The following is a 12,630-nucleotide window of genomic DNA, read 5'->3' as shown; positions in this document are numbered from 1 at the left end:
GGGAGAAAAAGTGAAAGAGTTTTTTGCTTTGCCAAAACAGCTACAGTTAAGAGAATTATTGCGTTTTATTTCCATTACGGTTGGTTCAGCTATTTTTCCTTTTATGGCAATGTATTATGTTCAATATTTTGGAAATCTAGTTACAGGAATCTTGATCATCATAACTCAACTATCAGGGTTTGTAGCGACCTTATATGGAGGCCATTTGTCAGATGCTATGGGGAGGAAAAAAGTTGTGATTATAGGTTCACTGCTGGCAACCATTGGTTGGGCTATAACTATAGCTGCAAATGTTCCAAATCATATTACGCCACACTTGACCTTTGTAGGTATCCTTATCATTGAAATAGCTCACCAATTTTATTTCCCTGCCTATGAAGCTATGACCATTGATTTGACGAACGAACAGAATCGTCGCTTTGTTTACACTATAGGTTATTGGTTGGTTAACATCGCTGTAATGCTAGGTTCTGGAATTGCTGGGATTTTCTATGATCACCATTTTTTTGAATTATTAATAGTTCTTCTTATTATTTCAGCGATTTGTTGTTTCGTGGTCTACTTCAAGTTTGATGAGACAAAACCACAGGAGGGAACCTTCAAGCATGATAAAGGAGTTTTAGGAACTTTTAAAAATTATAGTCAGGTTTTAGTGGATAAAGCGTTTGTTGTTTATACTTTAGGAGCAATTGGTTCCAGTGTTGTCTGGCTCCAGGTTGATAATTATTTCTCGGTCAATCTTAAGCAAAATTTTGAAGTAGTGTCCATTTTAGGACATACAATCACAGGTGCTAAAATGCTTAGTTTAGCAGTCTTTACAAACACTCTATTAATTGTCTTACTAATGACAACTATAAATAAATTCATAGAGAATTGGCCTTTGAAACGTCAACTAATATTAGGGAGCTTGATTTGTGGTTTTGGAATGCTTTTTAATATTTCTCTAAACACTTTTGGAGCTATTTTGATTGCCATGACGTTTTTCACCTTTGGCGAAATGATTTATGTTCCAGCTAGTCAGGTTCTAAGGGCGGAGATGATGGTGGAGGGAAAAATTGGATCATATTCTGGATTTTTAGCTATCGCACAACCTGTTGCAAGTGTATTAGCAGGTGCCATGGTTTCGCTCAGCTATTTTACAGGAAAAATAGGTGTTCAAATAACATTGACCATTTTTATGTTAGCAGGTCTGGTTTTAATCTTATATGCTACCAAAATGAAAAATATTGAGATAGGAAAATAGAATGTACGATTATATTAAAGGAAAATTGAGTAAAATAACGGCTAAATTTATTGTTGTGGAAACAGCTGGATTGGGATACATGATATATGTGGCAAATCCCTACTCTTTTTCAGGTTACGTTAATCAAGAAGTTACCATCTACTTACATCAAGTCATTCGCGATGATGCACATCTTTTATTTGGTTTTCATACGGAAAATGAAAAAGAAATTTTTCTTAATTTAATTTCAGTATCAGGAATTGGTCCAACGACCGCTTTAGCAATTATTGCAGTCGATGACAATGAAGGTCTCGTAAGTGCCATTGATAATAGTGATATTAAGTATTTGACTAAATTTCCAAAGATAGGAAAAAAAACAGCACAACAGATGATCCTTGATTTGTCAGGGAAGTTTGTAGAAGCTTCTGGTGAGAGTGCGACTAGTCGTAAGGTTAGCTCTGAGCAGAATAGCAATCTTGAAGAAGCTATGGAAGCTTTGTTAGCGTTGGGGTATAAGGCGACTGAATTGAAAAAAGTAAAAGCCTTTTTTGAAGGTACGAACGAGACTGTGGAGCAATACATCAAATCTAGTTTGAAGATGTTGATGAAATAATTTAGAAGTAATGAGGTTTCACATGAAACGATGTTCTTGGGTGAATTTAGATAATCCATTATATGTAGCTTACCATGATAAAGAGTGGGGGAGAGCTGTTCATGACGATCATGTACTCTTTGAGTTACTATGTTTAGAAACTTATCAATCGGGTTTATCTTGGGAAACAGTATTAAATAAACGTCAGGAGTTCAGACAAGTTTTTCATCACTATAATATTGAAAAGGTAGCTGCAATGTCAGATGCGGATTTAGAGATAATCTTACAAAATCCTAGGGTTATTCGTCATCGTCTAAAACTTTTCTCAACACGACAAAATGCTAGGTCAATTATATTAATTCAGAAAGAATTCGGAAGTTTTGATCGCTACATTTGGTCTTTTGTAGATAATAAAGTACAGGTTAACTCAGTTAACAACTACAACGATGTGCCTGCAAGTACTACCTTATCCGAACGCTTATCTAAGGATTTAAAAAAACGCGGTTTTAAATTTGTTGGTCCAACTTGCCTCTATTCTTTTATTCAGGCCGCGGGTATGGTTAATGACCATGAAAATATATGTGATTTCAAGTAATATCAATGTGATATGTTTTAAGTAGCACTTTTGCTACTTTTTTTGCTAAAATGTAGTCATTATTTCGAATAGATAAGAGGGTGAAGTTGTGAGGGCTGAAATTATCGCTGTAGGAACAGAAATTTTAACAGGACAGATCGTTAATACAAACGCACAATTTTTGTCGGAGAAAATGGCAGAATTGGGAATTGATATTTATTTCCAGACAGCTGTAGGAGACAATGAGGAACGTTTATTATCGCTTTTAGATATAGCTAGTCAGCGCAGTCAATTGGTTATCCTATGTGGTGGACTTGGCCCTACAGAGGATGACTTAACGAAGCAAACTTTGGCTAAATTTTTAGGTAAATCATTAACAGTAGATTTATTAGCTAGTCGAAAATTGGATCGTTTTTTTTCAAGTCGTCCTCAGTTTGCTAGAACGCCAAATAATGAACGACAAGCTCAATTGGTTGAAGGCTCAATACCTCTACAAAACCTTACTGGTCTAGCTGTTGGTGGTATCGTTACATCTAAGGGAGTCCAATATATGGTTTTACCAGGTCCGCCTAGTGAATTAAAGCCAATGGTTATGGAGCAGGTAGTACCTATTTTGTCAAATAATGGCACAAAATTATATTCACGTGTATTGAGATTCTTTGGTATCGGTGAGAGTCAGTTAGTCACAATCTTAGAAGACATAATTAAGAATCAGACAGACCCAACTATAGCACCATATGCAAAGGTTGGTGAGGTAACTTTAAGGTTATCAACGAAAGCTGAAAATCAGGATGAGGCCGACTTTAAATTAGATAGCTTAGAAAAAGAAATACTTGCTCTTAAGACATTAGATAACCGTAAATTAAAAGATTTATTATATGGTTATGGTGATAATAATAGTATGGCACGTACTGTTTTAGAATTATTGAAAGTACAAAATAAAACGATTACTGCCGCAGAGAGCTTAACAGCAGGGTTATTTCAATCTCAGTTAGCAGAATTTTCTGGTGCTTCGCAAGTTTTTAATGGTGGTTTTACGACCTATAGTATGGAAGCAAAATCACAACTTCTCGGCATCCCTAAGAAAAAATTGCAAGAATATGGAGTTGTCAGTCATTTTACAGCTGAGGCAATGGCTCAGCAAGCTCGCCAACTTTTAAAAGCAGATTTTGGTATCGGTTTAACGGGAGTTGCTGGTCCTGATGAGTTGGAAGGATACCCTGCAGGTACAGTTTTTATTGGGATTGCAACCCCTGAAGGCGTTTCTTCTATTAAAGTATCGATTGGAGGGAAGAGTCGCTCAGATGTCCGTCATATCAGTACTTTACATGCTTTTGACTTGGTGCGTAGGGCTTTATTAAAGATATAATATTTGTTATAATTAGTAGAACGATTTCTAAATTTGAATCAACCTAGATTCATAGAAATATAAGGAGAAGACATTGGCTAAAAAAACGAAAAAAGCAGAAGAAATTACTAAGAAATTCGGTGATGAACGTCGAAAAGCCTTAGATGATGCTTTGAAAAATATTGAAAAAGATTTTGGTAAGGGCGCAGTGATGCGCTTAGGTGAGCGAGCTGAACAAAAGGTTCAAGTAATGAGTTCAGGTTCTCTTGCTTTAGATATCGCTTTAGGAGCAGGTGGATATCCTAAAGGACGTATCGTCGAAATTTATGGACCAGAGTCATCTGGTAAAACAACGGTTGCCCTTCATGCCGTAGCTCAAGCCCAAAAGGAAGGTGGGATTGCTGCCTTTATTGATGCTGAGCACGCTCTTGACCCAGCCTATGCTGCGGCTCTTGGAGTTAATATTGATGAGTTACTTTTGTCTCAACCTGACTCAGGTGAGCAAGGTCTTGAAATTGCAGGTAAATTGATTGATTCAGGCGCAGTTGATTTAGTTGTTGTCGATTCAGTTGCAGCCCTTGTTCCTCGTGCTGAGATTGATGGTGATATTGGTGACAGCCACGTTGGTTTGCAAGCTCGTATGATGAGTCAAGCAATGCGTAAATTGTCAGCATCCATTAACAAGACAAAGACAATCGCAATTTTTATCAACCAGTTAAGGGAAAAAGTAGGCGTTATGTTTGGTAACCCTGAAACAACACCTGGTGGTCGTGCTTTGAAATTTTATTCATCGGTTCGTCTAGATGTTCGTGGTAATACTCAAATCAAGGGAACTGGTGAGCATAAAGATCATAATGTTGGTAAAGAGACAAAAATCAAAGTTGTTAAAAATAAAGTTGCTCCACCATTCCGTGAAGCTTTTGTCGAAATTATGTATGGTGAAGGTATTTCTCGCACGGGTGAGTTAATTAAAATTGCTAGTGATTTGGATATTATCCAAAAAGCAGGTGCATGGTACTCATATAATGGTGAGAAAATTGGACAAGGTTCTGAAAATGCCAAAAAATATTTAGCAGATAATCCAGCAATTTTTGATGAAATTGACCATAAAGTGCGCGTGCACTTTGGAATGACTGAAGATGATTCGCCAGTTCAGTCTGAGCTCGTTGAAGAAAAAAATGAAGCTGATGATCTTGTTTTAGATTTGGACAATGCTATTGAAATTGAGGAATAAAATAGCAACTATACATCTTGAACTTGAATAAATGTAACTAAAATAAGTTCTGACAGTGGTTGGAACTTATTTTTATACTAAAAATAAGCTTAAAAATCCCTAAAATCTATTTATTTTTATTAGTAAATTGATAAAAAATAGGTCTTAAGTCCCATGTTTGATTTTTGTGACTATGTTAAACTATAACTATCATGGGATAGAAAGTGAGAAGGCACATGATTAAGATTTATACTATTTCAAGTTGCACAAGTTGTAAAAAAGCAAAAACTTGGCTAAATGCTCATCAACTTCCATATAAAGAACAAAACCTAGGTAAAGAATCACTAACACGTGATGAAATTTTAGAAATATTAACAAAAACTGAAAGTGGTATTGAAAGTATCGTTTCTTCTAAAAATCGTTATGCTAAGGCGCTCAATTGTAATATTGAGGAGTTGAGTGTAAATGAAGTTATTGATCTTATTCAAGAAAATCCACGTATTTTAAAGAGTCCAATTCTAATTGATGACAAACGTCTTCAAGTAGGTTATAAGGAAGATGATATTCGTGCTTTTCTACCTCGCTCTATTCGTAACGTTGAAAATGCAGAAGCTCGTCTTCGTGCAGCACTTTGAGCTTTAGATAAGCATAAGTGAGAGTCACACGATAACCTGTAAAAATCACCTATAAGGTAGGGAGTAAAGAAATCAAAGAATCACTTCTTGGTTTCTTGTGCTCCCTTTTTGATTTTCTAATATAGTGTTTATCAATTTCTTGTACAAATACTTTATTTAAGTTATAATAAGTGAAAGAATTAAAGGAAAGAAGGTGTAGGTATGGGATTTACAGATGAAACTGTTCGTTTTAGATTAGATGATAGTAACAAAGTAGAAATTAGTGAAACATTAACAGCTGTTTATCGTTCATTAGAAGAAAAAGGTTACAATCCCATCAATCAAATTGTTGGTTACGTATTGAGTGGGGACCCTGCTTATGTACCTCGTTACAATGATGCTCGCAATCAAATTCGTAAATATGAACGTGATGAGATTGTAGAAGAGCTCGTTCGTTATTATTTACAAGGAAATGGAATAGATTTGTAATGAGAATAATGGGACTTGACGTCGGCTCGAAAACTGTCGGCGTTGCAATTAGTGATCCACTCGGTTTCACTGCACAAGGTCTTGAAATCATTAAGATCGATGAAGAATCTGGAAATTTTGGTTTTGACCGCTTAGCAGAGTTAGTAAAAGAGTACAAAGTTGATAAATTTGTAGTTGGTCTACCTAAAAATATGAATAATACAAGTGGTCCTCGTGTAGAGGCTAGTCAGGCATATGGCGATAAAATCACTGAATTATTCAATCTTCCAGTTGAATATCAAGATGAACGTTTAACGACTGTTCAAGCAGAGCGTATGCTAGTTGAGCAAGCTGATATTAGTCGTGGTAAGCGTAAGAAAGTTATCGATAAATTAGCAGCTCAACTAATCTTACAAAATTATTTAGACCGCATGTTTTAAGCATTCGGCATAAAAAGGAGAAACAATGGCACATAATCATAACCACGATCATAACCATGAACATCAACATGAAGTAATCACTCTTGTAGATGAGAATGGGAACGAAACACTTTTTGAAATTCTATTAACTATTGATGGGCGTGAAGAGTTTGGCAAAAACTATGTTCTCCTCGTTCCTGCAGGTGCGGAAGAAGACGAACAAGGTGAAATTGAGATTCAAGCTTACTCATTTACAGAAAATGCCGATGGAACTGAAGGAGACCTTCAGCCTATACCAGAAGATTCAGATGCAGAATGGGACATGATTGAGGAAGTTTTCAACAGCTTTCTAGATGAAGAATAATATCGAAGCGATTGAGCAATTGTTCAGTCGTTTTTTTTTCGAATAATAATAGTGATGATGTAGTAAAAGGAGGTGATGTTAATGTCAGATACTCAGCTAACACTAGAAGAACAAGAATTTCTCAAACAATATATGTCTAGAAAATACCACTACTTTAGGGATATTATTCGTTACGGTCAAGTGTTGGCTAAATTGACTAAATAAGGTTTTCTGATATACTGGTAGTATGTAAATATGAGGAGAAAAATAGTGGTAGAAAACCTAGAAAAACCAATTGGAGTGAGCTATAAAAATAGCCCATCAATGAGTAAACGAACGGCTATCAGAATGAAGAAATCTAGTCGATTTTCAATTTTACTATATAGTGTTTTGTCAACTCTCTTAGCAATTGCAAATCCTTTATTGACTTATTTTGCAAATGGTTTGCAGACTCAGAATCTCTATACAGGTTTGATGATGACCAAAGGACAGATCCCTTATAGTGATGTTTTTGCTACAGGAGGATTTTTATACTATGTAACGATTGCTCTAAGTTACCTTTTAGGGTCTAGTATCTGGTTACTTATTGTACAGTTTATTGCTTACTATGTATCTGGAATTTATTTTTATAAATTAGTTTATTATGTGGCACAAAGTGAAATTGTCTCGATAGGCATGACGTTGATTTTCTATATAATGAATATTGTCTTAGGATTCGGTGGTATGTACCCAATACAGTGGGCATTACCTTTTATGCTCATTTCGCTATGGTTTTTAATTAAATTTTGTGTCGATAATATCGTTGATGAAGCATTTATATTTTATGGCATTTTAGCAGCATTCTCACTATTTATAGATCCCCAAACACTGATTTTTTGGCTTTGCTCTTTTGTTCTCTTAACAGCAACCAATATTAAGCAAAAGCAGTCACTACGAGGATTTTATCAGTTTTTATGCGTTGTTTTTGGTATGATTTTAATTGCTTATACTGTTGGTTACTTTATGTTTAATCTACAGATTATCTCTTCTTATATTGACAAAGCTATTTTTTACCCCTTTACGTATTTCGCTAGGACAAACCACTCATTCCTTCTTAGTTTAGCAATTCAAATTGTTGTCCTTCTAGGGTCAGGTTGTCTCTTTGGACTATGGGATTTTATTCAAAATCGTAAAAAAGCATCTTATCAAATCGGCTTGAACTTTATTGCCTGTATTTTTATTATTTACGCTATAATGGCCATTTTTTCAAGAGATTTTAACCTTTACCACTTTTTACCTGCTTTACCATTTGGTCTTTTGCTAACGAGTAATAAAATTACTATTCTTTACCAAAAAGTGATTGACAGACGTTCACATAGACGTCAGTATTTCTCTGGTAAATCTCTTATCGTAGACCTTTTTGTAAAGAAAACATATTATTTGCCCCTCTTACTAGTTTCCTTATCGATAGGGTTACTAGTTTATAATACTTATCAAAATGTTACTCTTAGTAAAGAAAGGCGTGACATTTCACATTATTTGACTACAAAAATTGATAGAGATGGTAAGATTTATGTTTGGGACAAAGTTGCTAGCATTTATAGCCAGACTCGGTTAAAATCTGCTTCTCAATTTGTTTTGCCACATATTAATACAGCGCAAAAAAATAATGAGAAAATTTTGAAGGACGAGCTGCTTCAGCATGGGGCTAAATACTTTATCTTAAATAAAAATGAGAAGTTACCAAATGAACTGAAATCTGATATTAAGAAGCACTACCAAGAAGTTCCTCTATCAAATATCACTCATTTTGTTCTATATCGTTTCAAATAGATTAAAAAATCAATATATTGTGTCTGAGCAAAAAACTTGACACAATATATTGATTTTTTTTCTTTGCATGCTATAATTGTCACTGGAGGATATTTCACATGATGGTATTGGAAAGAGAACGATTTATGACAGAATCTGATATCAAAGTGATTAAACGTGACGGGCGTTTGGTCAGCTTTGATAAGTATAAAATCTACACGGCTCTATTAAAAGCTAGTAATAAAGTTATCAAAATGTCTCCTTTAGTTGAGGCTAAACTTGAGATGATTGCAGATCATGTCATCGCTGAGATCTACAATCGTTTTAAAGATAACATCAAGATATATGAAATACAAAATATCGTTGAACATAAATTATTGGAAGCTAATGAGTACGCTATTGCACAAGAATATATCAATTATCGTACCCAACGCGATTTTGAGCGTTCACAGGCTACAGATATCAATTTTTCTATTGGAAAATTAATTAATAAGGATCAAACTGTTGTTAATGAGAATGCTAATAAAGACTCTGATGTGTTTAATACCCAACGTGATTTAACAGCAGGTATTGTAGGGAAATCAATTGGTCTGAAAATGTTACCTTCTCATGTAGCAAATGCACATCAAAAGGGTGATATCCATTATCATGATTTAGATTACAGCCCATACACTCCCATGACAAATTGCTGTTTAATCGATTTTAAGGGAATGCTTGCAAATGGTTTTAAGATTGGTAATGCAGAAGTTGAGAGTCCAAAATCTATTCAGACAGCGACTGCTCAGATTTCACAGATTATTGCGAACGTTGCTTCAAGTCAATATGGTGGCTGTACAGCAGATCGCATTGATGAGTTTTTAGCTCCTTATGCACAGTTAAATTATCAAAAACATTTAAAAGATGCAAAAGAATGGGTTATTGAAGATAAACAAGAAGACTATGCGCGCGCTAAAACACAAAAAGATATATATGATGCCATGCAATCTTTGGAGTATGAAATTAATACTTTATTTACTTCAAATGGGCAAACGCCATTTACTTCGCTTGGTTTTGGATTAGGAACTAATTGGTTTGAACGAGAAATTCAAAAAGCGATTTTGAAAATTCGGATTCAAGGTTTAGGAAGCGAGCATCGTACTGCTATTTTTCCAAAATTAATTTTTACGCTTAAAAAAGGTCTTAATTTAGAAGAAGATAGCCCCAATTATGATATTAAACAATTAGCATTAGAGTGTGCGACAAAACGGATGTATCCAGATGTCCTTTCTTATGATAAAATTATTGACTTAACGGGCTCTTTTAAAGCCCCTATGGGCTGTCGTTCTTTCCTACAAGGGTGGCGAGATGCAAATGGTCAGGATGTAACATCTGGTCGTATGAATCTTGGAGTTGTAACAGTTAATCTACCGCGTGTTGCCATGGAGTCTAACGGTGATATGGATAAATTCTGGGAGATATTTAATGAACGTATGAGTATTGCTAGAGATGCCTTGGTTTATCGTGTGGAACGTGTCAAAGAGGCTATCCCAGCAAATGCGCCCATTCTTTACCAGTATGGAGCATTTGGAGAACGTTTAGGAAAATATGACAATGTTGATCGACTCTTTAATCACCGCCGTGCAACGGTGTCTCTTGGTTATATTGGTTTATATGAGGTGGCGAGTGTTTTTTATGGTGGTGACTGGGAAGATAACCATCAAGCTAAAGCATTTACTGTAGACATCGTTCGTAAGATGAAGCAGTTATGTGCAGATTGGTCTGATGAGTATGATTATCATTTTTCAGTTTATTCGACACCATCGGAGAGCTTGACTGACCGGTTTTGTCGTTTAGATACTGAAAAATTTGGTATAGTAACTGATATTACTGATAAGGAATACTACACTAATTCATTCCATTATGATGTGCGTAAGAATCCAACACCTTTTGAAAAACTAGATTTTGAGAAAATCTATCCTGAAACGGGTGCATCAGGAGGATTTATTCACTACTGTGAATACCCTGTTTTGCAACAGAATCCAAAAGCTTTAGAAGCAGTTTGGGACTATGCTTATGATCGGGTAGGTTATCTAGGTACTAATACACCGATTGATAAGTGTTACCAATGTCAATTTGAAGGGGATTTTACACCGACAGATCGAGGTTTTACTTGTCCAAATTGTGGTAACAGCGACCCTAAGACAGTAGATGTTGTCAAACGTACATGTGGTTATTTAGGTAATCCACAGGCTCGTCCGATGGTTAATGGTCGTCATAAGGAAATCTCTGCTCGTGTAAAACATATGAACGGATCAAGTATTAAAAATCAAGGTAATTAATTAAAACCTCTATTAAAACCTCTGGTCTATTATATGTTAAAATAAGAAGATAAAATAGAAGGAGTTATTAAGATATGGGGAAATACCAATTAGATTACAAAGGGCAAGCACAAGTACAGAAGTTCCATGAGAAGCACTCTACTGGAGAGAATGCTAATCAAAAATCACGTCTAAAAGATTTAAGGAAACAATTTTTGGAAAAGGCAAAGAAAAAATAGAAGGAGGATGCTATGTTGCAACTTGGAATTGTCGGTTTAGGAGGTATTTCACAGAAAGCTTATCTACCTTATATGCGTCAAGTGACAGGTGTGCACTGGCATCTTTTTACACGCCAAAAACAGATTTTAGAAGAAGTTAATATGCTTTTTGGTTCTTCTACAGCTTATGACAGTTTAGATAGTCTAGCCGAGCATCCTTTGGATGGAGTCTTCATTCATGTCGCGACTAGTGCTCACTTTGATATAGCAAAGCTTTTTTTAAAAAAGGGTATTCCAGTTTTTATGGATAAGCCTTTGACAGAAGATTATACTTCAACTAAAGCATTGTATGATTTGGCGAAGGATCATAAAACATTTTTAATGGCAGGTTTTAATCGTCGCTTTGCACCACGTATTATGGAAATGAAAAAAGTAGAAGATAAAAACCATATTCGCACCTTTAAAAATGCTGTCAATGCACCAGCGGATTTTCAATATAAGCTTTTTGATATGTTTATCCATCCTTTAGATACGGCGCTATTTTTGACAAATAATGTTGTTAAAAGAGGATACTTTGTGACTAAACGTGATGGGAATAAGATATTACAAGTATCAGTAACGCTAGAAACAGACAGTGAGATAATAGAAGCAAGCATGAACCTGCAGTCGGGGTCTCGTCGAGAAATAATTGAAATAGAGTCGCCAGAAGTAACCTATTCATTAGATGATTTGTCAAATCTTTCTGTTATTGATGGCTTTGACCGTCGTGCTATCGGTTTTGGTTCTTGGGCAAGCACTCTAGAGAAACGTGGTTTTGAACCAATGATTGATGCTTTTATTCAAGCTATCACTACAGGTGTCAATCCTATATCACCAAAGTCTAGTTTATTGAGTCATTTTATTTGTGACCAGATTAATAAAGCGAATGCTCCTTTTGGAATGCTTAACTTGAAGATAATGGAATAGGAAACAATATGAAATTACGGCGCCCAGTGTTAGAAGATAAAGAAGAAATTTTAGCCATGTATAAAGAGTTTCAAAAAGAAAGTAGTTCAGTGGACGGTGGTTTTTATGAACCAACTATGCATTTTGAAGACTGGCTAGATCATAACCTAAATATGGAGTTAGGGGTAGGCGTTCCTGATAATTTTGTTCCATATATTCAGTTTGTGTCTTTTGACAATGACAATAATGCTATAGGTTTCTTAAATTTACGTTTAAGACTAAATGATACTCTTTTAGAAAAAGGTGGACATATTGGTTATTCCATACGACCTCGCCAGCGTGGCAAAGGTTATGCTAAAGAACAGTTGAAGCTAGGAATTGAGCAAGCACATCTAAAAAATATTAATGAAATACTTGTGACATGCCATGTAGACAATGATGCCAGCAAGTCAGTAATATTAGCTAACGGTGGTGTTTTAGAAGATTGTCTTCATCAGACAGAGCGTTATTGGATAACCTAAAATAGTACTTTAAGATAATAATAAAAAGACCAGTTAGTTCTGGTTCTTTTCATATCAATAGAGAG

The 12,630-nt window shown here is 35.3% G+C and carries 15 protein-coding genes; all 15 read left to right on the top strand.

All coding sequences use genetic code 11. From position 1 onward, the window contains the following. Window positions 1-10 precede the first annotated feature (10 nt). Window positions 11-1,243: an MDR family MFS transporter gene (locus HMPREF2818_RS03205; protein WP_000657476.1), complete on the top strand. Its 1,233-nt coding sequence runs from the start codon at window positions 11-13 to the stop codon at window positions 1,241-1,243. A gap of 1 nt (window position 1,244) precedes the next feature. Continuing rightward, window positions 1,245-1,835 (top strand): Holliday junction branch migration protein RuvA, encoded by a 591-nt coding sequence (gene ruvA / locus HMPREF2818_RS03200; protein ID WP_000272487.1) that lies wholly within the window; start codon window positions 1,245-1,247, stop codon window positions 1,833-1,835. Window positions 1,836-1,857: 22 nt separating this feature from the next. Beyond that, window positions 1,858-2,409, top strand: coding sequence for a DNA-3-methyladenine glycosylase I (locus HMPREF2818_RS03195; protein WP_000817341.1), 552 nt, complete (start codon window positions 1,858-1,860; stop codon window positions 2,407-2,409). A gap of 88 nt (window positions 2,410-2,497) precedes the next feature. Next, the gene (locus HMPREF2818_RS03190; protein WP_001200978.1) at window positions 2,498-3,757 is read left to right on the top strand and encodes a competence/damage-inducible protein A; all 1,260 of its coding nucleotides are present in this window, start codon (window positions 2,498-2,500) and stop codon (window positions 3,755-3,757) included. Between the two features lie 73 nt (window positions 3,758-3,830). Further along, complete coding sequence (gene recA / locus HMPREF2818_RS03185; RefSeq protein WP_001085741.1) at window positions 3,831-4,970, top strand: recombinase RecA; 1,140 nt, start codon at window positions 3,831-3,833, stop codon at window positions 4,968-4,970. A gap of 215 nt (window positions 4,971-5,185) precedes the next feature. Further along, entirely contained in the window at window positions 5,186-5,584 is a 399-nt protein-coding gene (gene spx / locus HMPREF2818_RS03180) for a transcriptional regulator Spx (protein ID WP_000591161.1), read from the top strand. 201 nt (window positions 5,585-5,785) lie between these two features. After that, window positions 5,786-6,052 (top strand): IreB family regulatory phosphoprotein, encoded by a 267-nt coding sequence (locus HMPREF2818_RS03175; RefSeq protein ID WP_000507056.1) that lies wholly within the window; start codon window positions 5,786-5,788, stop codon window positions 6,050-6,052. After that, entirely contained in the window at window positions 6,052-6,471 is a 420-nt protein-coding gene (ruvX, locus tag HMPREF2818_RS03170) for a Holliday junction resolvase RuvX (RefSeq protein ID WP_001222109.1), read from the top strand. Before HMPREF2818_RS03175 ends, ruvX begins: the two co-directional genes overlap by 1 nt. 25 nt (window positions 6,472-6,496) lie before the next feature. After that, entirely contained in the window at window positions 6,497-6,814 is a 318-nt protein-coding gene (locus HMPREF2818_RS03165) for a DUF1292 domain-containing protein (RefSeq protein WP_000940932.1), read from the top strand. Window positions 6,815-6,895: 81 nt separating this feature from the next. Beyond that, window positions 6,896-7,018, top strand: coding sequence for a hypothetical protein (locus HMPREF2818_RS10295; RefSeq protein WP_001285711.1), 123 nt, complete (start codon window positions 6,896-6,898; stop codon window positions 7,016-7,018). Window positions 7,019-7,063: 45 nt separating this feature from the next. Next, window positions 7,064-8,605: a membrane protein gene (locus HMPREF2818_RS03155; protein WP_000230040.1), complete on the top strand. Its 1,542-nt coding sequence runs from the start codon at window positions 7,064-7,066 to the stop codon at window positions 8,603-8,605. Between the two features lie 98 nt (window positions 8,606-8,703). Further along, a complete protein-coding gene (nrdD, locus tag HMPREF2818_RS03150) occupies window positions 8,704-10,902 on the top strand; it encodes an anaerobic ribonucleoside-triphosphate reductase (RefSeq protein ID WP_000989500.1) in 2,199 nt (732 codons plus the stop codon). Between the two features lie 74 nt (window positions 10,903-10,976). Then, the gene (locus HMPREF2818_RS03145) at window positions 10,977-11,120 is read left to right on the top strand and encodes a hypothetical protein (RefSeq protein ID WP_000521645.1); all 144 of its coding nucleotides are present in this window, start codon (window positions 10,977-10,979) and stop codon (window positions 11,118-11,120) included. 12 nt (window positions 11,121-11,132) lie between these two features. Continuing rightward, entirely contained in the window at window positions 11,133-12,065 is a 933-nt protein-coding gene (locus HMPREF2818_RS03140) for a Gfo/Idh/MocA family protein (protein ID WP_000939688.1), read from the top strand. A gap of 8 nt (window positions 12,066-12,073) precedes the next feature. Beyond that, on the top strand, window positions 12,074-12,565 hold the full coding sequence (locus HMPREF2818_RS03135; RefSeq protein ID WP_000776874.1) for a GNAT family N-acetyltransferase: 492 nt from the start codon (window positions 12,074-12,076) through the stop codon (window positions 12,563-12,565). The last annotated feature ends 65 nt before the right edge of the window (window positions 12,566-12,630 follow it).

Source organism: Streptococcus sp. HMSC076H09 (assembly GCF_001811765.1).
Lineage (GTDB): Bacteria > Bacillota > Bacilli > Lactobacillales > Streptococcaceae > Streptococcus > Streptococcus agalactiae.
Note: the sequence above shows the minus strand (reverse complement) of the source record. Positions and strands in the feature narration are given on the sequence as shown.

What these genes read in the sequence shown, in the direction of transcription:
- ruvX (WP_001222109.1), top strand. Translation starts at nt 6,052, where the DNA reads ATGAGAATAATGGGACTTGACGTCGGCTCGAAAACTGTCGGCGTTGCA.
- HMPREF2818_RS03175 (WP_000507056.1), top strand. Translation starts at nt 5,786, where the DNA reads ATGGGATTTACAGATGAAACTGTTCGTTTTAGATTAGATGATAGTAAC.
- ruvA (WP_000272487.1), top strand. Translation starts at nt 1,245, where the DNA reads ATGTACGATTATATTAAAGGAAAATTGAGTAAAATAACGGCTAAATTT.
- HMPREF2818_RS03145 (WP_000521645.1), top strand. Translation starts at nt 10,977, where the DNA reads ATGGGGAAATACCAATTAGATTACAAAGGGCAAGCACAAGTACAGAAG.
- spx (WP_000591161.1), top strand. Translation starts at nt 5,186, where the DNA reads ATGATTAAGATTTATACTATTTCAAGTTGCACAAGTTGTAAAAAAGCA.
- nrdD (WP_000989500.1), top strand. Translation starts at nt 8,704, where the DNA reads ATGATGGTATTGGAAAGAGAACGATTTATGACAGAATCTGATATCAAA.
- HMPREF2818_RS03195 (WP_000817341.1), top strand. Translation starts at nt 1,858, where the DNA reads ATGAAACGATGTTCTTGGGTGAATTTAGATAATCCATTATATGTAGCT.
- HMPREF2818_RS03140 (WP_000939688.1), top strand. Translation starts at nt 11,133, where the DNA reads ATGTTGCAACTTGGAATTGTCGGTTTAGGAGGTATTTCACAGAAAGCT.
- HMPREF2818_RS03165 (WP_000940932.1), top strand. Translation starts at nt 6,497, where the DNA reads ATGGCACATAATCATAACCACGATCATAACCATGAACATCAACATGAA.
- HMPREF2818_RS03135 (WP_000776874.1), top strand. Translation starts at nt 12,074, where the DNA reads ATGAAATTACGGCGCCCAGTGTTAGAAGATAAAGAAGAAATTTTAGCC.
- HMPREF2818_RS10295 (WP_001285711.1), top strand. Translation starts at nt 6,896, where the DNA reads ATGTCAGATACTCAGCTAACACTAGAAGAACAAGAATTTCTCAAACAA.